This window comes from Achromobacter spanius (assembly GCF_039673305.1).
Lineage (GTDB): Bacteria > Pseudomonadota > Gammaproteobacteria > Burkholderiales > Burkholderiaceae_B > Achromobacter > Achromobacter spanius_F.
The window spans coordinates 132,663-156,699 of the sequence record NZ_JBDJLJ010000006.1; the positions used below are offsets into that span (position 1 = coordinate 132,663).

At 66.3% G+C, this 24,037-nt stretch carries 23 protein-coding genes and 1 tRNA gene; 19 read left to right on the forward strand and 5 right to left on the reverse strand.

The genetic code is table 11. The features are described 5' to 3' along the window. The first annotated feature begins 87 nt into the window (after positions 1-87). From rnr to ABE485_RS08550, 12 genes are all read left to right on the forward strand, one after another. The gene (gene rnr, locus ABE485_RS08495; RefSeq protein WP_346514848.1) at positions 88-2,553 is read left to right on the forward strand and encodes a ribonuclease R; all 2,466 of its coding nucleotides are present in this window, start codon (positions 88-90) and stop codon (positions 2,551-2,553) included. 141 nt (positions 2,554-2,694) lie between these two features. After that, entirely contained in the window at positions 2,695-3,432 is a 738-nt protein-coding gene (rlmB, locus tag ABE485_RS08500; protein WP_346514849.1) for a 23S rRNA (guanosine(2251)-2'-O)-methyltransferase RlmB, read from the forward strand. Positions 3,433-3,476: 44 nt separating this feature from the next. Beyond that, positions 3,477-4,721 (forward strand): cystathionine gamma-synthase family protein, encoded by a 1,245-nt coding sequence (locus tag ABE485_RS08505; RefSeq protein WP_346514909.1) that lies wholly within the window; start codon positions 3,477-3,479, stop codon positions 4,719-4,721. 58 nt (positions 4,722-4,779) lie between these two features. Next, positions 4,780-5,460 (forward strand): Fe2+-dependent dioxygenase, encoded by a 681-nt coding sequence (locus ABE485_RS08510; RefSeq protein ID WP_346514850.1) that lies wholly within the window; start codon positions 4,780-4,782, stop codon positions 5,458-5,460. 354 nt (positions 5,461-5,814) lie between these two features. Continuing rightward, positions 5,815-6,087: an HU family DNA-binding protein gene (locus ABE485_RS08515; RefSeq protein WP_003812968.1), complete on the forward strand. Its 273-nt coding sequence runs from the start codon at positions 5,815-5,817 to the stop codon at positions 6,085-6,087. 145 nt (positions 6,088-6,232) lie between these two features. After that, positions 6,233-6,308 (forward strand) — tRNA-Val (locus ABE485_RS08520). Between the two features lie 312 nt (positions 6,309-6,620). After that, positions 6,621-7,433, forward strand: coding sequence for an energy transducer TonB (locus tag ABE485_RS08525; protein ID WP_346514851.1), 813 nt, complete (start codon positions 6,621-6,623; stop codon positions 7,431-7,433). A 1-nt stretch (position 7,434) separates the two neighbouring features. After that, positions 7,435-8,409 (forward strand): MotA/TolQ/ExbB proton channel family protein, encoded by a 975-nt coding sequence (locus tag ABE485_RS08530; protein WP_346514852.1) that lies wholly within the window; start codon positions 7,435-7,437, stop codon positions 8,407-8,409. Continuing rightward, positions 8,409-8,891 carry an ExbD/TolR family protein gene (locus ABE485_RS08535; RefSeq protein WP_346514853.1) on the forward strand — a complete coding sequence of 161 codons (483 nt, stop codon included), beginning with the start codon at positions 8,409-8,411 and terminating at the stop codon, positions 8,889-8,891. Before ABE485_RS08530 ends, ABE485_RS08535 begins: the two co-directional genes overlap by 1 nt. A gap of 64 nt (positions 8,892-8,955) precedes the next feature. Then, on the forward strand, positions 8,956-9,627 hold the full coding sequence (locus ABE485_RS08540; RefSeq protein ID WP_008164454.1) for a response regulator transcription factor: 672 nt from the start codon (positions 8,956-8,958) through the stop codon (positions 9,625-9,627). A 111-nt stretch (positions 9,628-9,738) separates the two neighbouring features. Next, positions 9,739-10,809: a sensor histidine kinase gene (locus tag ABE485_RS08545; RefSeq protein ID WP_430795403.1), complete on the forward strand. Its 1,071-nt coding sequence runs from the start codon at positions 9,739-9,741 to the stop codon at positions 10,807-10,809. After that, positions 10,806-12,734, forward strand: a complete 1,929-nt coding sequence (locus tag ABE485_RS08550; RefSeq protein ID WP_346514855.1) for a potassium transporter Kup — start codon at positions 10,806-10,808, stop codon at positions 12,732-12,734. Before ABE485_RS08545 ends, ABE485_RS08550 begins: the two co-directional genes overlap by 4 nt. Positions 12,735-12,797: 63 nt before the next feature. Here ABE485_RS08550 and argG read toward each other — a convergent pair whose 3' ends face one another. Together argG and ABE485_RS08560 are read right to left on the reverse strand one after the other, a co-directional pair. Further along, positions 12,798-14,138: an argininosuccinate synthase gene (argG, locus tag ABE485_RS08555; RefSeq protein ID WP_346514856.1), complete on the reverse strand. Its 1,341-nt coding sequence runs from the start codon at positions 14,136-14,138 to the stop codon at positions 12,798-12,800. Positions 14,139-14,203: 65 nt separating this feature from the next. After that, positions 14,204-15,136, reverse strand: a complete 933-nt coding sequence (locus tag ABE485_RS08560; RefSeq protein ID WP_346514857.1) for a LysR family transcriptional regulator — start codon at positions 15,134-15,136, stop codon at positions 14,204-14,206. Positions 15,137-15,232: 96 nt separating this feature from the next. On the opposite strand from ABE485_RS08560, the gene ABE485_RS08565 reads away from it, so the two are divergent. The 5 genes from ABE485_RS08565 to ABE485_RS08585 all read left to right on the forward strand — a co-directional run bounded on the left by ABE485_RS08565 (position 15,233) and on the right by ABE485_RS08585 (position 19,100). Continuing rightward, entirely contained in the window at positions 15,233-16,099 is an 867-nt protein-coding gene (locus ABE485_RS08565; RefSeq protein WP_346514910.1) for an amidohydrolase family protein, read from the forward strand. A 70-nt stretch (positions 16,100-16,169) separates the two neighbouring features. Then, on the forward strand, positions 16,170-17,123 hold the full coding sequence (locus ABE485_RS08570; protein WP_346514858.1) for a Bug family tripartite tricarboxylate transporter substrate binding protein: 954 nt from the start codon (positions 16,170-16,172) through the stop codon (positions 17,121-17,123). 2 nt (positions 17,124-17,125) lie between these two features. After that, entirely contained in the window at positions 17,126-17,656 is a 531-nt protein-coding gene (locus ABE485_RS08575) for a carboxymuconolactone decarboxylase family protein (RefSeq protein WP_346514859.1), read from the forward strand. Between the two features lie 12 nt (positions 17,657-17,668). Then, on the forward strand, positions 17,669-18,229 hold the full coding sequence (locus tag ABE485_RS08580) for a hypothetical protein (protein WP_346514860.1): 561 nt from the start codon (positions 17,669-17,671) through the stop codon (positions 18,227-18,229). Between the two features lie 22 nt (positions 18,230-18,251). Further along, positions 18,252-19,100, forward strand: a complete 849-nt coding sequence (locus ABE485_RS08585; protein WP_346514861.1) for an alpha/beta fold hydrolase — start codon at positions 18,252-18,254, stop codon at positions 19,098-19,100. 73 nt (positions 19,101-19,173) lie between these two features. Here ABE485_RS08585 and argF read toward each other — a convergent pair whose 3' ends face one another. Together argF and ABE485_RS08595 are read right to left on the reverse strand one after the other, a co-directional pair. Next, positions 19,174-20,115 carry an ornithine carbamoyltransferase gene (argF, locus tag ABE485_RS08590; protein ID WP_346514862.1) on the reverse strand — a complete coding sequence of 314 codons (942 nt, stop codon included), beginning with the start codon at positions 20,113-20,115 and terminating at the stop codon, positions 19,174-19,176. 56 nt (positions 20,116-20,171) lie between these two features. Then, positions 20,172-21,353, reverse strand: coding sequence for an aspartate aminotransferase family protein (locus ABE485_RS08595; RefSeq protein ID WP_346514863.1), 1,182 nt, complete (start codon positions 21,351-21,353; stop codon positions 20,172-20,174). Between the two features lie 179 nt (positions 21,354-21,532). On the opposite strand from ABE485_RS08595, the gene ABE485_RS08600 reads away from it, so the two are divergent. Beyond that, the gene (locus ABE485_RS08600; protein ID WP_013392635.1) at positions 21,533-21,823 is read left to right on the forward strand and encodes a DUF3579 domain-containing protein; all 291 of its coding nucleotides are present in this window, start codon (positions 21,533-21,535) and stop codon (positions 21,821-21,823) included. A 205-nt stretch (positions 21,824-22,028) separates the two neighbouring features. Continuing rightward, on the forward strand, positions 22,029-22,796 hold the full coding sequence (locus tag ABE485_RS08605; protein ID WP_346514864.1) for an aspartate/glutamate racemase family protein: 768 nt from the start codon (positions 22,029-22,031) through the stop codon (positions 22,794-22,796). Here ABE485_RS08605 and ABE485_RS08610 read toward each other — a convergent pair. Next, positions 22,745-24,022 (reverse strand): TRAP transporter large permease, encoded by a 1,278-nt coding sequence (locus ABE485_RS08610; RefSeq protein WP_346514865.1) that lies wholly within the window; start codon positions 24,020-24,022, stop codon positions 22,745-22,747. The genes ABE485_RS08605 and ABE485_RS08610 overlap by 52 nt on opposite strands. Positions 24,023-24,037 lie beyond the last annotated feature (15 nt).

Genomic DNA, 24,037 nt, shown 5'->3' on the forward strand with positions numbered 1-24,037 from the left:
TTTGACCATCCTTCTGACCATTTCTGCTTCAGTGTTCAGCCTTGGGCGAACCACAGAAGCTGCGCATTATATACGGAAATTTTAGCTTTGGCAAAACGATCGAATAACGAGTCGAATAACAACAGATCAACACCCTTGCCCGAAGCGCCGCCGGACTTCGATCCCGACGTTCCGTCCCGTGAAGCCATCCTGACAGCGCTGCGCGCCGCCGGTTCGCCGTTGTCTCCTGTGGAACTGGCTGAGCGCATGGGCATCGAGCGCCCGGCGACGATGGTGGGCTTCGAGCGCCGCCTGGGCGCCATGGAGCGCGATGGGCAACTGATGCCCAACCGCAAGGGCGTGCTGCTGCTGGCCACCAAACTCGACTTCATCGCGGGCAAGGTCCTGGGCCACCGCGACGGCTTCGGCTTTCTGCTGCGCGATGACGGCGGCCCCGATCTGTTCCTGTCGCCGCGCGAAATGCTCAAGGTGCTGCACGGCGACCGCGTGCTGGTCAAGCCGTCGGGCGAGTACCGCGGCAAGCCCGAAGGCACCATCGTCGAAGTCATCGAACGCCGCACCAACAAGCTGGTGGGGCGCTTCCTGCATGAGCACGGCCTGTCCATCGTCGTGCCCGAAGACCAGCGCATCAAGCACGACATCCTGATTCCGCCCAGCGATACCAATGGCGCCCAGCACGGGCAGGTGGTCGCGGTGGAAATCATGGCGCAGCCCACGCGCCACACGCAGCCGCTGGGCCGCGTGGCCGAGGTTCTGGGCGAAATCGACGATCCCGGCATGGAAATCGAGATCGCGGTGCGCAAGTTCGACGTGCCGGTCGATTTCACGGAAGGCGCCCTCAAGCAGGCCGCCCGCCTGCCGGACTCCGTCAGGAAGTCCGACCTGAAAGACCGCGTCGACCTGCGCGACGTGCCGCTCATCACGATCGACGGCGAAGACGCGCGCGACTTCGACGACGCGGTGTATTGCGAACCCGTCGAATTGGGCGCGGGCCAGCGCAAGCGTCCCGGCTGGCGCCTGCTGGTGGCCATTGCCGACGTCAGCCATTACGTGCGTCCGGGCGATGCGCTGGACGACGACGCGATCGAGCGCGGCACCAGCGTGTACTTTCCGCGCCGGGTCATCCCGATGCTGCCCGAGTCGCTGTCCAACGGCCTGTGTTCGCTGAATCCGGATGTCGACCGCCTGGTCCTGGTGTGCGACATGGTCATCCCGGCCTCCGGCGCCAAGGCCGGCACGGTCACGGCCTACCAGTTCTATAACGCGGTCATGCATTCGCATGCCCGCACGACCTACACCAACATCTGGGCCGCCCTGCAGCAGCCTGGCGGGCCGGCCGCGCACGCGATGCGCAGCGTGATGCCCCAGGTCCAGCACCTTTACGAACTTTTCCAGGTGCTGTCGCAAGGACGCAAGAAGCGCGGCGCCATCGACTTCGACACGGTCGAAACCAAGATCGTCTGCAATGAGCTTGGGCGCATCGAGCAGATCGTGCCGTCCGTTCGCAATGACGCCCACAAGCTGATCGAAGAATGCATGCTGGCCGCCAATACGTGCGCGGCCGACTTCATGACGCGCAGCAAGCATCCCGGCCTGTACCGCATCCACGAAGGCCCGACGCCGGAACGCCTGCAATCGCTGCGCGAGTTCCTGCGCACGATGGGCCTGTCGCTCGGCGGAGGCGAGACGCCCACCGCCAAGGATTACGGCGATTTCCTCGATTCCGTGCGGGGGCGCCCCGATTACCAGCTGCTGCAGACCATGTGCCTGCGCTCCATGCAGCAGGCTGTCTACAGTCCGGACAACATGGGCCACTTCGGCCTGTCCTATCCCGGCTACAGCCACTTCACGTCGCCGATCCGCCGCTATCCGGACCTGCTCACGCACCGCGTGATCAAGGCCCTGCTGGCGGGCCAGCGGTACGTGCCCAGCCTGGACGACCATGCCGTGGTCATCGGCCGCACGCAGCGCGAACATGAGCACGCCATCTGGGAAAAGATGGGCCTGGTGCTGTCCGCCAGCGAACGGCGCGCGGACGAGGCCTCGCGCGACGTCGAGGCCTGGCTCAAGTGCTGGTTCGTCAAGGAACGCGTGGGCGAAGACTTCAGCGGCACGGTCACCGGCGTGGCCAGTTTCGGTATCTTCGTCACGCTCGACACGCTGCACGTTGAGGGCCTGGTGCACGTCTCCGAGCTGGGCGGCGAATACTTCCAGTTCAACGACGCCCTGCACGAACTGCGCGGCGAGCGCACGGGCATGCGTTATCGCCTTACCGACAAGGTGCAGGTGCAGGTCTCCCGCGTGGACCTGGAGGCGCGGCGCATCGAATTCCGCCTGGTGCAGGGCACCAGCTTCGATGCATTGCGCAAGGCCGCCGCGCGCGGGTCCGATGAACCGGCGCGCCGCGTGAAGAAGGCGGCGGCGCCCAAGCCCGCCGCCCTGAAGGGGCAGACCGCCAAGGAAAGGCGCGCCGAGGCCAAGAAGGCCGGCAAGCCTCCCAAGACCGCCCAGCGCGCCGCGCCCGCCAAAAAGGCCACCCGCAAGCGCCACTGACGGGCGCGATTCCGGCTCCTTATGTCCAGGCCGTCGTTTGGCGGCCTGGCCTTAAGGGGTAACATTGCGGTTATGTCCGGCCTGGTCCGGTGGCCCGCCCCGCTCCGGGGCGGGTATTCGTTTATCTAAAGGTACTGTTTTATGGCGTCGACCCAAGTTCTGGCCGGGTTTCACGCGGTTGTCGCGCGGCTGCGCCACGCGCCCGAGTCGATCAAGGAAATCTATGTCGAGGCCTCGCGCCGCGACAAGCGCATGCAGACATTCATCGAGCAGGCTGAAAAGGCGGGTTGTCGCCTGCATCCGGTGCCCATGGAGCGTCTGGACGGCCTGTCGCGTGGCACTCGCCATCAGGGCGTCGTGGCGCTGGCCGACGAGCGCCAGCTTGCGGTTGATGTCGACGAAGTGCTCGACGTGGTCGAGGGCCCGCCGCTGCTGCTGATTCTCGACGGCGTGACCGATCCCCACAATCTGGGCGCCTGCCTGCGCACCGCGGATGCCGCGGGCGTGCACGCCGTGATCGCGCCCAGGGACCGGGCAGTCGGCTTGAACGCCACGGTCCAGCGCGTCGCCTGCGGCGCGGCGGATACCGTTCCCTACCTGATGGTGACCAACCTTGCCCGCACCATGCGCAGCCTGAAGGATCGCGGCGTGTGGCTGGTCGGCACCGACGATGAGGCCACCGGCAGCATGCACCAGATCGACGCGCGCCAGCCCATGGCGTGGGTCATGGGCGCCGAAGGCGAGGGCATGCGCCGCCTTACCCGAGAGACCTGCGACCAGTTGGTGAACATTCCCATGCTGGGCTCGGTGGAAAGCCTGAACGTCAGCGTGGCCAGCGCCGTCTGCCTGTACGAGACCGTGCGCCAGCGCCAGTCGTAATCCATCCTTATTTGTCGACACCCTTCTTTTCGCGTCAGCCCATCATGCACCAGAACGGCTTTACCACCACGATCCTCCATTCCGACCGCAATCAATCCGTCGAGCACGGAGCGGTGCACAAGCCGATGCATCCGTCGTCCGAGTTCGCCTACGAAGACGCGCGCGAACTGGCCGCCGTTTTCCAGGGCAAGGCGGGCTTCACGTACGCGCGCCAGGGCACGCCCACGACGACCGCGCTCGAAGCCAAGATCAGCCAGATGGAAGGCGGCAAGGGGACGGTCAGTTTCTCGACCGGCATGGCCGCGCTGGCAGCCATCTTCACCACGCTGCTGCGCCACGGCGACCACCTGGTGTCCAGCCAGTTCGTGTTCGGCAACACGAACAGCCTGTTCGGCACGCTGCAGGAACTGGGCGTCGAGATCACCTTCGTGGACGCGACGGATTCGTCGCAGGTGCGTGCGGCGATCCAGCCCAACACGCGCATGGTCTTTACCGAAACCATCGCCAACCCGGGTACGCAGGTTGCCGACCTGGCCGTCATCGGCGAGATCTGCCGCGAGAAGGGGCTGGTCTATGTCGTGGACAACACGCTGACCTCGCCCTGGATGTTCCGGCCCGCATCGGTGGGTGCGTCGCTCGTGATGAATTCGCTGTCCAAGTACATCGGCGGGCACGGCAACGCGCTGGGCGGCGCCGTGACGGATACTGGTCTGTATGACTGGGCCGGCAACGACAACATCTATGAAGCCTATCGCAAGGGCCCGTCCACGGGCTGGGGGCTGACCCAGATCAAGAAGAAGGGGTTGCGCGATATGGGCGGCACGCTCGCCGCCGAGCCGGCGCACCGCATCGCGGTGGGCGCCGAGACCCTGGCCCTGCGCATGGCCAAGCACTGCGCGAACGCGCTGGCGCTGGCACGCTTCCTGGAAGAGCATCCGGGCGTGGCCAAGGTGCACTATCCCGGCCTCGCCAGCCATCCGCAGCATGCGCGCGCGGCGGCGCTGTTCGGTTCGCGCTTCGGCGGCCTGCTCGGCGTGGAGCTGGCCGACGGCGTCGATTGCTTCGATTTCCTCAATCGCCTGCGCGTCGTCCTGATGGCGACCCACCTTGGCGATACCCGCAGCCTGGCGCTGCCCGCGGCCCACACCATCTACTACGAGATGGGCGCCGAGCGCCGCCAGCAGATGGGCATCGCGGACAGCCTGATCCGGGTGTCGGTGGGCATCGAGGACGAGGCCGATTTGCTGTTTGATTTCGATCAGGCGCTCAACGGATGCCTGAAGGGATAATGCGGCAGGCGCTGATCCGGCATTGAACGCGCCGGGCTCGCAACCGGGGTAGGAACCCATGCTCATACAGATCGCAGAAGTGTTTACGCCGCAAGAGGCGGCGGATATCCGAAGCCGGCTCGACGCCGCCGACTGGGTCGACGGCAAAGTCACGGCGGGCTATCAGTCGGCCGAGGTCAAGCGCAATCGGCAGTTGCCCGAGCAACACCCCCTTGCGCAAGAGATCGGCGCGCTGATCCTGCAGCGCCTGGCGGGCAACAACCTGTTCATGTCGGCCGCTTTGCCGCGCAAGATCTTTCCGCCGCTGTTCAACCGCTACGAAGGCGGCGAGGCCTTCGGCTATCACGTGGACAATGCCGTGCGCGGCATCACCGGCACGGCCGAGCGCGTGCGTACGGACTTGTCCGCCACGCTGTTCTTCTCGGATCCGGATTCCTACGACGGCGGAGAACTCGTCATTGACGACACATACGGCCCGCGCACGGTGAAGCTGCCCGCGGGGCATATGGTGCTGTATCCCGGAACCAGCCTGCACAAGGTCAATCCGGTGACGCGCGGCGCGCGCGTCAGCGCTTTCTTCTGGATGCAGAGCCTGGTTCGCGAGGACAGCCAGCGGGCGCTGCTTCTGGACATGGACGTGGCCATACAGCGCCTGAACCAGGATGTGGCGGGGCATGCGTCGATCGTTCAATTGACCGGCATTTATCACAACCTGCTGCGTCGATGGGCAGACGTTTGATGAAGCCTAAAGCGTTTTTCCGGGGTGTCGCGCAAATCCCTAAATTCGCGTTTGTGTTTATTGCGAAAACGCCTAAAAGCTAGTATTGACGCGGGTTGCGGTCAGGTTTTCGCTTGACAGCCGCTCTACGCCAAGGCCTAATACACGTCTGCGTCGCTGACGGTTTGAGGGCAATACGCCCTTGAATCCTAAGCGGCGCAGCAGTTTAAAAGTTGTGCTTTGCAGCGCAAGAAAAAAGTTTATCCACTGTCTGTTCGTCGTTTGCCTGGTCTTGCGTCCATTTGTGGCATCCAATCATGACGGCCATGAACTGCGCTCCCGGCAGACTCCACACCTTGTGAGGGGTATACCTGCATGAACAAAACCGAACTCATCGATCATATCGCCAGCAAGGCCGATATCTCCAAGGCTGCTGCCGGCCGTTCGCTCGACGCCCTGATCGGTGCCGTGAAGACCACGCTGAAGAAGGGCGGTACGGTCACGCTGGTTGGTTTCGGCACGTTTGCCGTGTCGGCTCGTGCCGCGCGCACTGGCCGTAACCCGCGCACCGGCGAAACCATCAAGATCAAAAAGGCCAAGGTGCCGAAGTTCCGTCCGGGCAAGGCCCTGAAGGACGCCGTCAACTAATAGACGGCAGGCTGATCGCACGGCGCGGCCCTCTGCGATTTGCCCACAAGTACGCGGTCCGGTATACTCCGGCCCGCGTATTGCTTTTGAGTATCCCGATTGGCAGTTGCCTGGCACGAATTTTCGTCCTGCAACTGCACCGAAAGGGTGCTTAGCTCAGTTGGTAGAGCGGCGCCTTTACACGGCGTAGGTCACAGGTTCGACCCCTGTAGCACCCACCAAAAGCAATGCTCGATTTTCCGCAAAACCCGCACACGTCGCCGTGGCGGGTTTTTTGTTTTCCGGCGTCCCCGGAAAGCAAGGCGCGACGGCAGGGATGGCATTTGCCCCGGCTTCGGACCTGTTTTTTTCGGCGCGTTATCGGCCCCGCATTGATTCCGGTCAGTATTGTGGCGTTGTCCCAGACGAAATACAACGTGCGAATCATTCGCATTTAAGATACTATGTTGGGCTTGTACCGGCCAGCCGGCGCCATCATCTGTGCGCGCCGCGCCCCTGGCAGGCCGGATAAGTCAATGCTCCCTGGCTGATTCATGCCTAGTCTTCAACCCGGTTGGAATTCTTCTTCGCGGTCTTCTTTTGGTATACGCGCAGGCGCTGGCCTGGCGGTCGTCGCGCTTCATGCGGCGGTGATCGGCGCCATCTTCATGGCGCCGGAAAGTCGTCCTGAATTGGAGGAACCCGAGGCAATCATGGTGAGTGTGGTGGATGCCCCCATCCCCCAGATCGCCAAAGCCGAACCCACCCCCGAAGTGCCGCAGCCGGTGACCGAGACGCCGCCCGAGCCGCAACCCGAGATCGAGCCCGAACCTGAACCCGAGCCCGAACCCGAATTGAAGCCCGAGCCGGAACCCGAACCCGAGCCCGTGGTCGAGAAACCGCCGATGCCGGCGCCCAAGCCGCCGCCTCCGAAACCCAAGCCCAAGCCGAAGCCCCAGCCCAAGCAGGACGTCAAGCCCGAGCCGAAGCCGGAAACGCCTCCCCAGCAGACGCCGCCCAGCGGCGCGCCGGAAGGCACGCAGGCGCCGCAGGGGCCGCAGCAAGGTCCGCCGCCCGATCAGCCCGTGCTGGTTTCCAGCATCGAATTCCAGGGCGCGCGTCCCATGCCGAACTACCCGATGGCGTCGCGACGCATGCGGGAAGAGGGCCGGGTCGTGGTCCTGGTGGAGATCAACACCCAGGGGCTGGTCGAACGCGCCACCATCGACGCTTCGTCGGGGTTTCCGCGTCTGGACGAGTCGGCGCTGGCCGCCGCCCGCAAAGGTCGTTTCAAGCCGTATACCCGTAATGGCGTGGCTTATCCCGCCAAAGCCAAAATTCCGTTCGATTTCGTAATGAGGAACTGAGATGTCCAACGCACTGCATAGCGCCACCCTGGTGGCGCAGGCGACCACCAGCCCGGCTGCGCCGGCTGCAGCCGCTGCGCCCGCCGCAGCCGCCGCCGCGCCCGCAGCCCAACACGCCGCCACGACCGCCGGCGACGTCGCCCAGCAAGCCGCCGGCGCCGTCCAGCAATCGGCCGACGCGCTGCACAGCGCCGCCGCCGCGCTGCCCGCCGCTCCGGCCCCGGCTGCCGTGCCGGACATGGGCTTCCTGCACTTCGTCGCCCAGAGCGATTTCGTGGGCAAGAGCCTGTTCATCATCCTGATCCTGATGTCGCTGGTGACCTGGTACCTGATCCTGGTCAAGGTCGCCAGCAACGTCAGCATGCGCAAGCGCTCGGCCGACTTCCTGAACAAGTTCTGGAACGCCAGCTCGCTGGAGCAGGTCGAACACGAAATCAACACGCACGGCGCGCGCGATCCTTTCTCGCACCTGGCCAGCCATGCGATGCACGCGCAGGCGCACCACAACAAGTTCGGCGCGACCAAGCTGGAAGAGTCCGGCAGCAATTCCGACTTTGTCACGCGCACCATGCGCAAGGTGATCGACGAAGAAACCGCGAAGCTCGAAAACGGCCTGACCGTGCTGGCTTCGGTGGGCTCGACGGCGCCGTTCGTGGGCCTGTTCGGCACGGTGTGGGGCGTGTACCACGCGCTGGTCGGCATCGGCCTGTCCGATGGCGTGACCATCAACCGCATCGCCGGCCCGGTGGGCGAGGCGCTGATTATGACGGGCCTGGGCCTTGCGGTGGCAATTCCCGCGGTGCTGGCGTATAACACTTTCGTGCGCAACAACCGCGTGTTCCTGTCGCGCCTGGACGCCTTTGCGCATGACCTGTTTGCGTTCCTGACCACCGGCCAGCAAGTTGCGCTGTCCGACGGCAAGGTACGCGCGCTGCGCCGCCAGAATGGCGCCGCGGCCCAACGCGGGAGCGAATAATGGCCTTTGGCAGCTTTGAGGGCAAGGGATCCGGGAGCCATGCGGTTTCCGAGATCAACATGGTGCCCCTGATCGACGTCATGCTGGTGCTGCTGGTGATCTTCATCATCACGGCGCCGCTGCTTGCGCATTCGATCAAGATCAACATGCCCCAGGTGGCCGCTGAGCAGATCGAGGAAGAGCCCAAGACGGTCGACCTGGCCATCGACGCCAGCGGCGCGCTGTTCTGGGACGAGAAGCCGGTCAACATCGATGACCTGCCCAATCGCTTCAAGTCGATCGCCGGCACCAAGCCGCAGCCCGAGATCCGCATCCGCGCCGACCAGAACACCCGCTACGAAACGTTGGCCAAGGTCATGGCCTCGGCTCGCCGTTCGGGCATGACGCGCATCGGTTTCGTCACGACGCCGCCGTCGAGCGGCGCTCCCGCAGCCGGTGCGCCGGCTGGCGGTGCGCCGGCGCCGGCACCGTCCGGCGGGTGAACGATTCCTGGGAAGGGGGCGCATTTCGCGCCCCTTTTTTTTTGGATCGCGCTAGAATCGCGGCATGCGAGTTCTGGTAATCGAAGACGACACCACCCTGGGCCATGCGCTCCAGGAATTCCTGGCCGACCAGGGTTATGCGGTCGACTGGCTGACTGATGGCGACCGTGTCCTGGGCGCCCTGGCAGGCCAGCCGTATGACCTCATGCTGCTCGACCTCAACCTGCCCGGCATGAGCGGCCTGGACGTGCTGCGCCAATTGCGCCAGGACGGAAACCAGGTTCCCGTGCTGATCCTCACCGCCCGCGATGGCATCGAAGACCGCGTCGCCGGTCTGGACGCCGGGGCGGACGACTACGTCACCAAGCCTTTCGAACTGCCCGAGCTGGCCGCCCGCGTGCGCGCCTTTGGCCGCCGCCGCGCAGGCCAGGCGCAGCCCCTCATCGAAGTGGGGCCCCTGGTGTTTGACACGGTCGGCCGCGAGGTCCGCGCCAACGGCCAGCGCCTGTCGCTGTCCGTGCGCGAACTCTCCGTGCTGGAAATGCTGATGGCCCGCGTGGGCCGCGTCGTGACCAAGCGCCAGATCGTGAATTCGCTGTCCGCCTGGGATGCGGATTTCAGCGAAAACGCTGTCGAAGTCTACGTGTACCGCTTGCGCAAGCGCCTGGAAGGCACGGGCGCCAGCATCCAGACGGTGCGCGGCTTCGGCTACATGCTGGATGTGGAAGCGGCCTGACGCGCCGGCTGTGGCCGGCGTACGCCGGCCTCGCATATCCCCCCGCCTAATCGAGGGCCACGCGGCATGACGCAGGAACGCACACCTCACCCGTCCCCGGCTGCGCGCCCCATGCTTCCCTCCCGTTCGCTTGCGCGGCATCTGGTCATCCGACTGATGCCGCCGATCCTGCTGCTCGTCCTGCTGGATCTTGCGGCCACCTGGGTCATCACGCACAAGATCGACATGTCGCTCTGGATGCTGGAAGATTTCTTCTGGCTGATGGTGGTGGGGCAGGTGGCGCTGATCGCGCTCTTCACCTGGGTGGTGATGCAAGGCGTGCGGTCGGGCCTGCGTTCGGTGAACCATCTGTCCGAGGAAATCCGCCAGCGCTCCATCGACGACATGCAGCCGCTGGAAGTGGCCGGCGTGCCGGTGGAAATCGAACCGCTGGTGACCCACACCAATGACCTGCTGCTGCGGCTCGACGCTTCGCTCGCCGCGCAACGGCGCTTCATCGGCCACGCGGCGCACCAGTTGCGCACGCCGTTGTCCGGCCTGCGCCTGGAATCCGAGCTGATGCTGGCTCGTCCCTTGCCCGACGATGTCCGGGCCCGCGCCGAGCGCATCAAGGCGGTCAGCGACCGCATGATCCGGCTGGGCCAGCAGTTGCTGGTGCTGGCGCGCGCCGACCCCAATGCCCGTCCGCAGGACAGCTTTGTGCGCATCGACCTGTGCGAATGGGTGCGGGTGCACGGCGCCGAATGGTTTCCGCGCGTGCGCGAGGCCCACTACGAGCTGGACCTGGTTGCGCCCGAGACGCCCATCTGGATCGATGCGGATCCCCTGTTGCTGGCGGAGCTGCTGGGCAACCTGATCGACAACGCCTTGCGCTACGGCAATCTCACGGGACGCATCACGCTGATCGTGGGCGCCAATCCCCCGTCGCTGACGGTAGAGGACGACGGGCCGGGCATTCCTTCCGAAGAGCGCGACCGCGTCTTTGAAGCGTTCTACCGGTCGCCCACCGCGACGGCGGGCGGTTCCGGCCTTGGGCTGGCCATCGTGCGCGAAATCGCGCACGCGCATGGCGCCTGGTGGAAGCTCACCAGCCGCCCCGACTTCTCCGGGACGCGGCTGTCCGTCGTGTTCCCCGGCCCCCGCAAAGGGGCTCAACTCACTCGTCAAGAACCCGCATCATGAGCCAAGGCACTGTCAGCGCTCCTTCCTCGTCCGCAAGCCCCGCGGGCGGCATGCACGCGCCTTCGTCGCGGGCCGCCCTGATCCTGGGCGCCCTGGGGGTGGTGTACGGCGATATCGGCACCAGCCCCCTGTATACGTTGCGCGCGTGCCTGACCGGGCTCAGCGTGCACACCGACCTGGAGCCGGCCCACCTGCTGGGCGTGCTCTCGATCCTGTTCTGGATGCTGATGGTGGTGGTGTCCCTGAAATACGTCACCCTGGTGCTGCGCGCGGACAACCGCGGCGAGGGCGGCACGCTGGCGCTGCTGGAGCTGGCGGTGCGCGCGCGCGAAGGCAAGCTGCGCTGGGTGCTGATCGTGCTGGGCATATTCGGCGCGGCGCTGTTCTACGGCGACAGCATGATCACGCCGGCTATTTCCGTGTTGTCGGCGCTGGAGGGCATCGGCATCGTTTCGCATACGCTGGACCGTTGGGTGGTGCCGATCGCGCTGGTCGTGCTGATCGCACTGTTTGCGATCCAGTCGCACGGCACGGCGACGATGGGCAAGCTGTTCGGCCCCGTGATGTTTCTGTGGTTCGCGACACTGGCGGCCCTGGGCGGCTGGCAGATCTGGCAGACCCCCGAGGTGCTTGCCGCGCTGAACCCGATTTGGGGGCTGCGCTTCATCGTCGAAGCCCCGTGGATCAGCTTCGTGCTGCTTGGCGCCGTGGTGCTGGCGCTGACCGGCGCCGAGGCGCTTTATGCCGACATGGGCCACTTTGGCCGTCCGGCGATCCGCCGGGCCTGGTTCAGCATGGTGCTTCCGGCGCTGACGCTGTGCTATTTCGGCCAGGGCGCGTTGCTGCTGCGCGATCCCACCGCGATCCGCAATCCCTTTTTCCTGATGGCTCCCGAATGGGGGCTCGCGCCGCTGGTCGCGCTGGCCACCATCGCCACCATTGTCGCGTCCCAGGCCGTGATTTCGGGCGCGTATTCGGTGACGCGCCAGGCGGTGCAGCTGGGCTTCTGGCCGCGCATGCAGATCCTGCATACGTCGGCGGTCGAAAAGGGCCAGATCTATCTGCCCCAGGTCAATGCGCTGCTGCTTTGCGCGGTGCTGATCCTGGTGCTGTGGTTCCGCAATTCGGACAACCTGGCCGCGGCCTACGGCTTCGCGGTCACGGGCACCATGCTCACGACCTCGGTGCTGGCGTTCGCGGTGCTCCCGCGCGGCAGCACCGGCATCAAGCGCATGATGTGGTTCCTGGTGCTGGGCCTGTTGCTGCTGCTGGACGTGCTGCTGTTTTCGGCCAACGTCTTCAAGATTCACGAAGGCGGCTGGCTGCCCCTGGCGGTGGCGATCGTGGTGTTCACGTTGATGATGACGTGGCGCCGCGGCCGGCGCCTGCTGTCGGACATGCAGCAGCGCGACCGCCAGCCGCTCAAGGAATTCATGGAGCAGCTCGAGGAATACCCGCCTTCGCGCGTGCCGGGCACGGCCATCTTCATGACGATGAACTCGGGCAACGTGCCCCCTGCGCTGCTGCATAACCTCAAGCACAACAAGGTGCTGCACGACCACGTGCTGTTCCTGACGATCCTGGTGGCGGACGTGCCGTATGTCTCGGCCGAAGAGCGGTTCGAGGTGCGCAAGCTCAGCGCGTCGAGCTGGACGGCGACCGTCAACTACGGTTTCAAGGAGGATCCGGACGTGCCGGAGGCGCTGCGGCTGGTGGCCGAGGCCTATCCGGAACTGGACCTTGAGCCGATGCGCACGTCGTTCTTCCTGTCGCGGCAGACCGTGGTGGCGGCCAAGAAGCCGGCCATCTCGCGGTGGCGGCGCGCGGTGTTTTCGTTCATGGCGCGCAACTCGACGCGCAGCACGAAGTTCTTCAAGATTCCGGCCAACCGCGTCGTGGAAATGGGGATGCAGGTCGAGCTGTAGCCGAACTGCAGGACGAAAAAAACCCTCGGAGCGATCCGAGGGTTTTTTGCTGGCCGGGAAGAATTACTTCTTCTTGGCTTCGTCCTTGAGCTGGGGCAGCGAGGTGCCGCTGGAGGCGAGCAGGCCGGTCTTGACGTACGTGAACAGCTTTTCGCGGGTGTCGACGATGTCGAGGTTGCGCATGGTGAGCTGGCCGATGCGGTCTGCCGGCGTGAAGGGCGCGTTTTCGACCTTCTCCATGGACAGGCGCTCGGGCGCGTACGTCAGGTTGGGCGACACGGTGTTCAGCAGCGAATAGTCGTTGCCGCGGCGCAGTTCGATGGTGACTTCGCCGGTGATGGCGCGGGCAACCCAGCGCTGGGCGGTTTCGCGCAGCATGATGGCTTGCGGGTCGAACCAGCGGCCCTGGTACAGCAGGCGGCCCAGCTTGCGGCCGTTTTCGCGGTACTGCTCGATGGTGTCTTCGTTGTGGATGCCGGTGACCAGGCGTTCGTAGGCGATGAAGAGCAGGGCCAGGCCCGGGGCTTCATAGATGCCGCGGCTCTTGGCTTCGATGATGCGGTTTTCGATCTGGTCGCTCATGCCCAGGCCGTGGCGGCCGCCGATGCGGTTGGCTTCGAGCAGCAGTTCGACGGGGTCGGCGTATTCGACGCCGTTCAGGGCGACGGGCTGGCCTTCTTCGAAGCGGACCGTGACTTCCTCGGCCTTGACGGCGACGTCGTCGCGCCAGAACGCCACGCCCATGATGGGCTTGACGATGCGGATGCCGGAATTCAGCTGTTCCAGGTCCTTGGCTTCGTGGGTGGCGCCCAGCAGGTTCGAGTCGGTGGAGTAGGCCTTTTCAGCCGACATCTTGTAGTCGAAGCCGGCCTGGCGCATGTATTCGGACATTTCCGAACGGCCGCCCAGTTCGTCGATGAAGCGCTGGTCCAGCCAGGGCTTGTAGATCTTGAGTTCCGGGTTGGTGAGCAGGCCGTAGCGGTAGAAGCGCTCGATGTCGTTGCCCTTGAAGGTGCTGCCGTCGCCCCAGATGTTGACGTTGTCTTCCTTCATGGCGGCCACCAGCATCGTGCCGGTGACGGCGCGGCCGATGGGCGTCGTGTTGAAGTACGTGATGCCGGCGGTCGAGATGTGGAACGCGCCCGATTGCAGGGCGGCGATGCCTTCGGCCACCAGTTGCGCGCGGCAGTCGATCAGGCGGGCGTTCTCGGCGCCGTAGGCCATGGCCTTGCGGGGGATCTCGTCGTAGTCGGATTCGTCGGGCTGGCCCAGGTTGGCGGTGTAGGCGTAGGGGATGGCGCCGTTGTTGCGCATCCACAGGAGCGCCGCGCTGGTGTCCAGGCCGCCGGAAAAGGCGATGCCGACTTTCTGGCCGGTGGGCAGGTTCGGGAGGATAGTGGTCATTGTTTGAGGTGAGACGCCAACAGGACTTTGACAGCAACGAGCCGCCAAACAAGAAAAGTAGCCCGTTATTTTAACTCTTTTGAGGGGGGCTGCCCGCGCGGGGCGAAGAGTTCGGCCAGTCGCAGTCCGCGGATGAGCTGGGCCGTGGCCGTGGCCAGCCGGGTGGCGGGGCGGTGCCGGGCGCTGGCCAATACCAGGTTGTTGGTGATCGTGGGCGAGCCGATGTCGCACAGGGACAGTTCATGCTCGGCGGCGGGGCCGCGTGCGGCCGAGCGGGGCAGGATGGCGTACGCGTCGCCCTGGGCGGCCAGTTCCACGATGGTCTGGACGGCGTCGACCTCGGCCGCGACCTTCAGCCGCACGCCCTGCGCGCGGCAGACGCTTTCGACCAGGGTCCGGATGGCGTTGGGCAGGCTGGGCAGCACCAGCGGGTAGTCGCCCAGGCGCGCGACCGGCACGCGGGCGGGCAGGGGCGGCTGATGGCCGGCGGCGGCCGCCAGGACCAGGTCTTCGCGGAACAGCGATTCGTAGGCCAGTTGTGGCGAGGGGGCGGGATCGTAAAGCAGGGCCAGGTCCACCCTGCCCGCGAGCAGCCATTCGCGCACCTGCGCGCTCAGGCCTTCGGCGACGGCGATGGAGGCGTCGGGGAAGCGGCGGCGGAACGCCTGCACAAGCGGGGGCGTGAGCACGCGGGCGATGCGCGGCGGCAGGCCGACCACCACCTTGCCGGTGGGCGTCTCCCGCAGGGTCTGCAGGTCTTCCTTGGCGCGTTCGGCCAGGGTCAGCAGCGCACGGGCGTGTTCCAGGAAGCGCAGGCCCGCCTCGGTGGGCTCGGCGCCACGGCCGTTGCGGTAGAGCAGGTGCTGGCCAAGCTCCAGTTCCAGCAGCCGGACCTGCCGGCTGAGGGTGGGTTGCGCCACGTCGAGCATTTCCGCTGCGCGCGAGAAGCTGCGCCGTTCGGCCACGCGCACGAAGTACTCGATTTGCTTCAGATCCATCGGATATTTAATTTATCTATATCTGAAATATAAGATATAGCATTGTTAGGCATCCGGCAATCCGCGACCATGGCGCTTTCCATGCAGGAAGCCGCCGTGTCCGATTGCCGTCCCCCGCTTGCGTCGCCCTCCCGTCCCCGCCATGCGCTGCCGCCGGGCGCCTGCGACGCCCATTGCCATGTGTTCGGACCCGGCGACGTCTTCCCTTATGCCGAAGGGCGTTCCTACACGCCGCCCGACGCGCCCTATGCCCGAATGGCGGCGCTGCATGCGCACCTGGGGATCGAGCGCGCTGTCGTGGTGCAGGCCAATTGCCATGGGTCGGACCATCGTGCGCTGCTGGATGCGCTGGCGCAAAGCGCCGGCCGTTACCGCGGCGTGGGCCTGCTGGGCGCCGACGCCACCGCGGCCAGCGTCAAGGCGCTGCACGAGGGCGGCGTGCGCGCGGCGCGATTCAACTTCGTGCCGCACCTGGGCGGCGCGCCCGATCCGTCGGTCTTCGACCATGTGGTCGCGCTGATCGCGCCGCTGGGATGGCACCTGTGCCTGCACGTGGACGGTGCGATGCTGCCCGAGCTGCTGCCGCGGCTGCTCAAGCTGCCGGTGCCGTTCGTCGTGGACCACATGGGGCGCCTGAAGGCGGCCGACGGGCTGGACTCGCCCGCGATGCGCGCCTTGCTCAGCCTGGCCGATGTGCGCGAAGCCTGGGTCAAGGTGTCCGGCATCGACCGCATCGCGTCGGGCAAGCGGCCCTTCGCGGAGGGCGTTCCGTTCGTGCGCGCGCTGGTCGAGGCGATGCCGGACCGAACCCTGTGGGGCACGGACTGGCCGCATCCGAATGTGGCGGGCGACATGCCCGACGATGGCGAACTGGTGGACACGTTCTTTGAGGCGTGTCCCGATGCCGGGCTGCGCCAGCGCGTGCTGGTGGACAACCCGGCGCGGCTGTACGGATTTCAGTAGCAGGTATTGACGCGGTCAGAAGGCCCTGAGGCCCGATCCGCAAAAACATTCCATCCAACGAGGAGACACCATGTTCAAGAAGATTTTCTCGGCCGCCGTGCTGAGCCTGGCCGCCGTGGGCGCGGCCCACGCCGATGGTCCCGTGCGCCTGATCATCGCCTTTCCGCCGGGCGGCCCGGTGGACCTGGTGGGCCGCGTGCTGGCCGAGCAATTGGGCAAGGAGCTCAAGCAGAACGTCATCGTCGAGAACAAGGCCGGCGCCAATGGCAACATCGCGGCCGCCTACGTGGCCAAGGCGCCCGCCGACGGTTCCGTGCTGTTCCTGACCAGCGTCGGCGCGGTAGCCATCAGTCCCGCGCTGTACAAGGACCTGCCCTACGACCCCGCGCGTGACTTCGCGCCGGTGTCGCGCGTCGTGAACAACGCCACCGTGTTCGTGGTGAACCCGTCGAACCCCGCGACCGATGCGGCGGACTTCGTCAAGAAGTCCCAGGCGGCCTCGCAATCCGTGGCGATCGGCTCGTCGGGCATCGGCAGCATTCCGCACCTGACTCTGGAAATGTTCGCCGATTCCAGCAAGGCCAACGTGCTGCACGTGCCCTACAAGGGCGCGGCGCCGGTCATCAATGACGTGATGGGCAATCAGGTGTCGGGCTTTTTCGGCGACGTGCCGGGCCTGATCGGCCATATCCAGGGCGGCAAGCTCAAGCCCCTGGGCATCGCCGCGCCGACCCGCCATCCCTTGCTGCCGGATGTGAAGACGCTGGCCGAGCAGGGCATTGCCGGGGTGGAGTCCAACAACTGGTACGGCATCGTGGCGCCCGCGGCGACCCCCGCCGCCACCGTCGACAAGCTGAACCAGGCCTTGCGCGCCGCTCTGGGCAACGAGGCCGTCCGGGCCCGCCTGGAAAAGTTCGGCGCCGAAGCCGCGCCCAGCACGCCGCAGGAATTGGCCGCGCTGATCGCATCTGACCGCGAGAAGTGGACCGCGCTGATCCAGCGCAAGAACATCCGTCCGGAGTAATCATGAGCGCCAGCCGAGTCGAACCCGTCGTGCCGGGCACGCGCCCGGAGCTTGCGGTGCTGGAGGCGCGCATCGCCGCCGCCCGCGGCCGCATTTCTCCGCTGTACCAGGTGCTGCTGAACAGTCCCGCCGTGGTCGAAGGGTGGGAAGCCATGCTCACCGCCATCCGTCAGAAGACCTCGCTGGCGCCGCGGCTGCGCGAACTCATCATCCTGCGCGTGGCCACCTTGAACAACGCGCCCTATGAATTCGAGGCCCATGTGCCGCATGCGCTGGCGGGCGGCATGCCGCAGGAAGTGATCGATGTCCTGCGTGGCAATCCCGCGCCGGATCAGGTCGCGGGGTTGGCGCCGGGCGAGGCCGACGTCCTGGCCCTGACCGATGCGATGACGCGCGACATCGAGGTGCCGGACGCGGTATTCGCGCCGCTGCGCGAGCGCTACGATGACGCGCAGCTGGTGGAATTGGCGGCTACGGTGGGCGCCTACAACATGGTGTCGCGCTTCCTGGTGGCGCTGCGCGTCGGGCATTGAAAGGAGATGGCTGTGCAGGAAACGATTTTGCTGGTGTCGCTGGGCGAACGCTTCGACGAGGCGCGCATCCGGGATCTGGCCGCGCGCCTGGCCGATGGCCTGGCGGGTGCTCGGCTCAGCGCCTTCGCGGCGCTGGAAGCCGACGAGACCTACGTGTACGTGCGAGGCGCCGAGGCGCTGCCCGAGATCCAGGCCCGGCTGGCCGAGTTCGTGCCGGGCGCCCATGCGCGGCTTCTGCATCGGACGCTGGATCTGCCCGGGGCTTCCGCAGGACAGGATGCGCCGTGGCACTACATCGTTGAAACCGACGTGCTGCCCGAGGCGCAGGCCGACCTGAACGCCTGGTACGACCAGGAGCACCTGCCCGGACTGGCGTCGGTGCCCGGGACGGTGCGCGCGCAGCGCTACGAATGCCGCGACGAGTCGCCGCGCTACCTGGCCTGCTATGACCTGCAGACGCAGGAGACCTTCGGCAGCCCGCCGTGGCTGGCCGTTCGCGCGACCGACTGGAGCAGCCGCGTGCGGCCGTCGTTCCGCAATACGCGGCGCACGATGTTCAGGAAGATCCTGTAGTCAGCAAGGACGGAGGAGCAACATGATCAGAAAAATACTGGCCGGCGTCGCACTGGCTTCCATGGCCACCGCCGCGGCGCCCGCATTGGCCGACGCGCCCCGGCGCGTCAATGTGCTGGTGGGCAACGGCGCAAGCATCGAGGTGCTGGACCAGGGCCAGGGACCGGCACTGGTGCTCCTGCCGTCGCGGGGACGCGGCGCCGAGGACTTCGACGAGCTGGCGCAGCGCTTCGCGCAGGCCGGCTATCGGGTGATCCGCCCGCAGCCGCGCGGCATCGGCGGCAGCACGGGCCCGATGTCCGGCATTACGCTGCACGATCTGGCCGAGGACCAGGCCGCCGTGATTCGCAGCGTGGCGCGCCAGCCCGTGGTGATGGTGGGCCACGCCTTCGGCAATTGGGTGGCGCGCACGACGGGGGTGGACCACCCCGAACTCGTCCGCGGCGTCGTGATCGTGGCGGCGGCCGCCAAGCAATATCCCAAGGGACTGAGCGAGCACGTGGACCGCAGCGCGGATCTGTCGCTTCCCGACGCCGAACGCCTGAAGTCCATCCAGTACGCGTTCTTTGCGCCGGGGCATGACGCCGCGGTCTGGCTGAACGGCTGGTACCCCGAGGTCAGCGAAAGCCAGCGCCTGGCGGGCCGCGCGACGCGGCAGTCGGACTGGTGGTCCGGCGGCCGGGTGCCGCTGCTGGACCTGCAGGCCGGGCAGGACCTCTTCAAGCCGCCAGCCACCCGCAACGAGATCAAGGACGAATTCGGCGCGCGCGTGTCGGTCGTGGTGATCGACGGGGCGGGACATGCGCTGGTGCCCGAGCGGCCGCAAGCCGTCGTGGACGCCATCGCCGCCTGGGAGCAGGCGCTGCGCTAGGATGGGCGGCCGATAAGGAAGGGGCCTGGGCATCTTGCGATGCCCAGGCCCCTTTTTCATGCGTGCCGCAGGGTCAGTCCACCTGGCCCAGCAGCAGGAACTCCATCAGCGCCTTCTGGACGTGCAGGCGGTTCTCGGCCTCGTCCCAGACCACGCTTTGCGGGCCGTCGATGACTTCGCCCGTGACCTCTTCGCCGCGGTGGGCGGGCAGGCAGTGCATGAAGACGGCTTGGGGATCGGCCGCGGCCATCATCTCGGCGTCCACGCACCAGTCGGCGAAGGCCGCGCGGCGCTCTTCGTTTTCGGCTTCGTAGCCCATGCTGGTCCAGACGTCGGTCGTGACCAGGTGCGCGCCCTTGCAGGCTTGCATCGGGTCCTTGAACTGGCGCAGCACCTTGTCCGAAGGCGTGCCGATGCGGGCGGCTTCGAGCTCGTAGCCGGCCGGCGTGGACACGTGCAGCGTGAAGCCCAGCATCTCGGCCGCGTGCAGCCACGTATAGGCCATGTTGTTGGCGTCGCCCACCCAGGCGACCGTCTTGCCGGCGATGGGGCCGCGGTGCTCGATGTAGGTGAAGATGTCGGCCAGGATCTGGCAGGGGTGGAATTCGTTGGTCAGGCCGTTGATCACGGGCACGCGCGAATGCGACGCGAAGCGCTCGATGCGGGTCTGCTCGAACGTGCGGATCATGACGATGTCGACCATGCGCGAAATGACGCGCGCGGTGTCCTCGATGGGCTCGGAGCGGCCGAGCTGCGAATCGTTGGAGGTCAGGTTGATGACCGAGCCGCCCATCTGGTACATGCCGGCCTCGAAGGACACGCGGGTGCGCGTGCTGGCCTTTTCGAACACCATCGCCAGCGTGCGGTCGTGCAGCGGCATATGGGGTTCATAGCGCTTGAACTTTTCCTTGATCAGGCGTGCGCGGTCCAGCACGTAGGCGATCTCGGCGGACGAGAAGTCCTTGAACTGAAGAAAGTGCCGCAGCGGGCCGTTTTGAGTCGTGGGAGGAGTCATGATGATGTCGCAGGTCATTGGGCCCGGCCAGGCTCGTGGCCCGGCTGGGACGTTGATTATGGTTTTTCGGCCAGGAACTGTTGGATGAGCGGAACCAGGATGGCGACGATCTGGTCGGCCTCTTCGCGGGTCAGGATCAGCGGCGGCAGCATGCGGATGACGCGGTCGCGCGTGACGTTGATGAGCAGCCCGGCCTCCATGGCGCGCAACGCAAGGACGCCGCAGGGGCGGGACAGTTCGATGCCCAGCATCAGGCCGCGGCCGCGGATGTCGGCGACGCCGGGCGTGCCTGCCAGCGCGCTGGCCAGGCGGTCTTTCAAGTGATTGCCCACCGCGTGGGCGTTGTCGAGCAGGTTTTCGGATTCCAGGGTGTCCAGCACCGCCAGGCCGGCCGCGCACACCAGCGGACCGCCGCCAAAGGTGGTGCCGTGGCTGCCCGGCGTGAAGACGCCGGCGGCGGGGCCGGCGGCGAGCATCGCCCCGATGGGGACGCCGCCCGCCAGGCCCTTGGCCAGTGTCATGACGTCGGGGCGGATGCCGGCCCACTGGTGGGCGAACCATTTGCCCGTGCGGCCGACGCCGGACTGCACTTCGTCGATCATCAGCAGCCAGCCGCGCTCGGTGCACAGGCGGCGCAATTCCTGCAGGTATGCGATGTCGGACGGGCGGATTCCGCCTTCGCCCTGCAGCACTTCGAGCAGCACGGCGGTGGTGCGGGGTTCGGCGTCGCCGGCTTCGCGCACCGCGTCCAGGTCGTTGTACGGGACCTGGATGAAGCCGCTAGGCAGGGGCTCGAAGCCCTTGCGCGCCTTTTCGCTGCCGGTGGCCGCCAGCGTGGCCAGCGTGCGGCCATGCCAGGACGAGTCCATGGTGATGATGTGGGCGTGCTTGTTGCCGCGCTGGAAGGCGTAGTAGCGGGCCAGCTTGATGGCCGCCTCGTTGGCTTCGGAGCCGCTGTTGTTGAAGGCGACTTCCTGCATGCCCGACAGTTCAGCCAGCCGGGCGGCCAATGCCGTCTGCTGGGGAACTTCGTAGATGTTCGAGGTATGGATGACGCGGGCGGCCTGCTCGCTGATGGCCGCCACCAGCTTGGGATGCGCGTGGCCCAGGCACGATACGCCGATGCCGGCGAGGGCATCCAGGTACTTGCGGCCCCCGGCGTCCCACAGCCATACGCCCTGGCCGTGCGTGAACGATACCGGCAGCCGGGCGTAGATGTTGGCCAGAGGCGAGCTCATCGCGGATCCTCCTGGGTGATTGCATCAAAAGCATGCCCCGCGTTCGGGCGCGGATTCAAGGCGAATCGCGTTTTGAAAGAGGGCAAAGGATCAATCATATACAATTCGCGGCGCGGGGCGCATGTTTGATCACGCCGAAGATCCGGCTTTCGTGAAAGGCGCACCGCAGTGAAGAACTCATGGCAACTCGCGTCAGACAATTCGTAATTCATGGCGTTACCGAAAGCGGTAGCCGATTCCGCCCCAGCGATTGGGCGGAGCGGCTCGCCGGCGTAATGGCACAGTTCCGGCCCGCCGGCTGTGCTGGTAACCACCTCACCTATTCGCCCTATGTGCTTCCCGTCGTGATCGATGGCGTGCGCGGTATCGTCGTCGACCTGCGCCTGCGCGACCTGGAGCCGCTGGCGTACAAGTTCGTGGTGGACTTCGCCCGCGACAACAACCTCAAGACGGAAGAACGCGAAATCTAGGTCCCCAGAACGAAAAAGCGCCCCGACCGGGCGCTTTTCTCATTCTGCGCGCCCTGCGCGCCCCTCGGGCGGGCCGGGCGCTACCCGCCGCCCGCTTCGATAGCGAACGCAGGGGGCGTCAAGGGTTAGCGATAGCTTGAGGGTTGGGCGGGATTGAGTGCATTGTTGACATAATTTGTATACATGCCCCCGTGCCAGAGGTCCCATGCCAGCCCCATCCGACTCCTTAGCCGCCGACCGGCAGGGCGCAGCCCCCTATCGCCTGCTGGTGGTCAACGGCAACACCACCGCCGCGCTGACGGACAGCCTGGCCGGCCAGGCGCGCGCATTTCTTGGCGCCGCTGTCCAGTTGCGGTCCGTCACCGCGCCGTTCGGCCCGCCCTACATCGCCAGCCGTGCCGACGCGGCCATCTCCGCGCACGCCGTGCTGGCGGCCGTCGAGCGCGAGGCGGCGCAGGCCGAGCAGCCATTCGAGGCCTGCGTGCTGGCGTGTTTTGGCGAACCCGGCATCGGGGCGGTGCGGGAGCGGCTGAATGCGCCCGTGGTCGGCATGGCGGAAGCTTCCATCATGACGGCGATGCAGCGCGGCGACCGCTACGCCATCGTGACCGTCGGGCAGCGCTGGCCGGCGATGCTGCGCGAACAGATCCGCCAGTTGGGCGTGGAATCCCGCTGCGCGGGGATCCATGCCCTGCCGGGCAATGCGCTGGATTACGCGACCCGCTCGAGCGATTCGGCCGCCGCCGTCGCCGCCGCCCTGGACAAGGCGGCGGAGCAGGGCGCGGACGTGGTGATCGTGGCCGGCGCCGCGCTGGCGGGCTATCTGCCCAGCCTGCCCCGCGCGCCGAGGGTGCCCGTCATCGATTCATTCCGGGCAGCGCTGGCCCAGGCGCTGGCGCTGGCGTCGCTGGAACGGGCCAATCACTTCGCATACACCAGGTCGCGCAGTCCAAGCGACAGCCCCGGCCAGTAGGTGATCACCATCAGGCAGACGATCACCACGCCGACGAACGGCACCAGCGGCTTGATCAGCCGCTCAAGCGGCAGTTTCGCCACCGCGCAGGCCGCGAAGAGATTCACGCCGAACGGCGGGGTGATCATGCCCAAGGCCAGGTTCACCACCATGATGATGCCGAAGTGCACCGGCTCGACGCCGAACTTGAGCGCCACCGGCAGCAGCAAGGGGGCCAGCACCACGATGGAGGCCGATGTCTCGATGAACATGCCGATGACGAACAGCGCGGCGTTCACGCCCATCAGGAAGGTGAACTTGGTGTCGAAGATCTGCGACAGCCACACGCCCAGCGCGTCGGGGATCCCGGCGCGGTTGAGCAGGAAGCTGAAGATCCCGGCGTTGGCGATCACGAACATGATGACGGCCGTGGACACCACCGACTTGTGCAGCGTGCCCGACAGTTGACGGAAGCTCAGCCGGCGATAGATGAATTTGCCGACGAACACCGCATACATGACCGCCACGACCGAGGCTTCGGTCGGGGTGAAGATGCCTCCGTAGATGCCGCCCAGGATGATGACGGGCATCAGCAGCGCCAGCCAGGCGTTCTTGAACGCCGGCCACAGCGGCAGGCGGCCTTCGCCGTCACGCTTGCCCAGGTTGTTGCGCTTGGCGTAGAGCCACACGTAGAACATCAGCGCCACGCCGATCAGGATGCCGGGCATGACGCCGGCAATGAAGAGTTCGCCGGTGGACGTGTCGGTGGACACGGCGAACAGGATCATCGGGATCGACGGCGGGATGATCACGCCCAGTTCGGCCGCGCTGGCCTGCAATGAGGCGGCGAAGGGCGCAGGGTAGCCGTGCCGGATCATGGCGGGGATCAGGATCGCGCCCACCGCGAACGTGGTGGCCACGCTGGAGCCTGCGACCGCAGCGAAGATCATGCAGGTCAGCACGCAGGTGCAGGCCAGGCCGCCCTGGATGCCGCCCACCACGCTCTTGGCGAATTCCACCATGCGTTCGGAGATGCCGCCGGCTTCCATCAGGTTGCCGGCCAGGATGAAGAAGGGGATGGCGACGAGCGGGTACTTGTCCAGCGCGGCAAAAAGCTGCTGCGCGACGACCACCCACGGCAGGCCGGCGGCGCCGACGCCCGCCAGGCTGGCCAGGCCGATCGACACGGCGACCGGCACGGACAGCCCGAAGAAAATCAGCATCGAGACAATCATTAATTGGGACATGGCGATATCTGCTGC

Bases quoted from the DNA above. Each gene is read 5' to 3' on its own strand.
- rlmB (WP_346514849.1), top strand. From the start codon at position 2,695: ATGGCGTCGACCCAAGTTCTGGCCGGGTTTCACGCGGTTGTCGCGCGG.
- ABE485_RS08505 (WP_346514909.1), top strand. From the start codon at position 3,477: ATGCACCAGAACGGCTTTACCACCACGATCCTCCATTCCGACCGCAAT.
- ABE485_RS08510 (WP_346514850.1), top strand. From the start codon at position 4,780: ATGCTCATACAGATCGCAGAAGTGTTTACGCCGCAAGAGGCGGCGGAT.
- ABE485_RS08515 (WP_003812968.1), top strand. From the start codon at position 5,815: ATGAACAAAACCGAACTCATCGATCATATCGCCAGCAAGGCCGATATC.
- ABE485_RS08525 (WP_346514851.1), top strand. From the start codon at position 6,621: ATGCCTAGTCTTCAACCCGGTTGGAATTCTTCTTCGCGGTCTTCTTTT.
- ABE485_RS08530 (WP_346514852.1), top strand. From the start codon at position 7,435: ATGTCCAACGCACTGCATAGCGCCACCCTGGTGGCGCAGGCGACCACC.
- ABE485_RS08535 (WP_346514853.1), top strand. From the start codon at position 8,409: ATGGCCTTTGGCAGCTTTGAGGGCAAGGGATCCGGGAGCCATGCGGTT.
- ABE485_RS08540 (WP_008164454.1), top strand. From the start codon at position 8,956: ATGCGAGTTCTGGTAATCGAAGACGACACCACCCTGGGCCATGCGCTC.
- ABE485_RS08545 (WP_430795403.1), top strand. From the start codon at position 9,739: ATGCTTCCCTCCCGTTCGCTTGCGCGGCATCTGGTCATCCGACTGATG.
- ABE485_RS08550 (WP_346514855.1), top strand. From the start codon at position 10,806: ATGAGCCAAGGCACTGTCAGCGCTCCTTCCTCGTCCGCAAGCCCCGCG.
- argG (WP_346514856.1), bottom strand. From the start codon at position 14,138: ATGACCACTATCCTCCCGAACCTGCCCACCGGCCAGAAAGTCGGCATC.
- ABE485_RS08560 (WP_346514857.1), bottom strand. From the start codon at position 15,136: ATGGATCTGAAGCAAATCGAGTACTTCGTGCGCGTGGCCGAACGGCGC.
- ABE485_RS08570 (WP_346514858.1), top strand. From the start codon at position 16,170: ATGTTCAAGAAGATTTTCTCGGCCGCCGTGCTGAGCCTGGCCGCCGTG.
- ABE485_RS08575 (WP_346514859.1), top strand. From the start codon at position 17,126: ATGAGCGCCAGCCGAGTCGAACCCGTCGTGCCGGGCACGCGCCCGGAG.
- ABE485_RS08585 (WP_346514861.1), top strand. From the start codon at position 18,252: ATGATCAGAAAAATACTGGCCGGCGTCGCACTGGCTTCCATGGCCACC.
- argF (WP_346514862.1), bottom strand. From the start codon at position 20,115: ATGACTCCTCCCACGACTCAAAACGGCCCGCTGCGGCACTTTCTTCAG.
- ABE485_RS08595 (WP_346514863.1), bottom strand. From the start codon at position 21,353: ATGAGCTCGCCTCTGGCCAACATCTACGCCCGGCTGCCGGTATCGTTC.
- ABE485_RS08600 (WP_013392635.1), top strand. From the start codon at position 21,533: ATGGCAACTCGCGTCAGACAATTCGTAATTCATGGCGTTACCGAAAGC.
- ABE485_RS08605 (WP_346514864.1), top strand. From the start codon at position 22,029: ATGCCAGCCCCATCCGACTCCTTAGCCGCCGACCGGCAGGGCGCAGCC.
- ABE485_RS08610 (WP_346514865.1), bottom strand. From the start codon at position 24,022: ATGTCCCAATTAATGATTGTCTCGATGCTGATTTTCTTCGGGCTGTCC.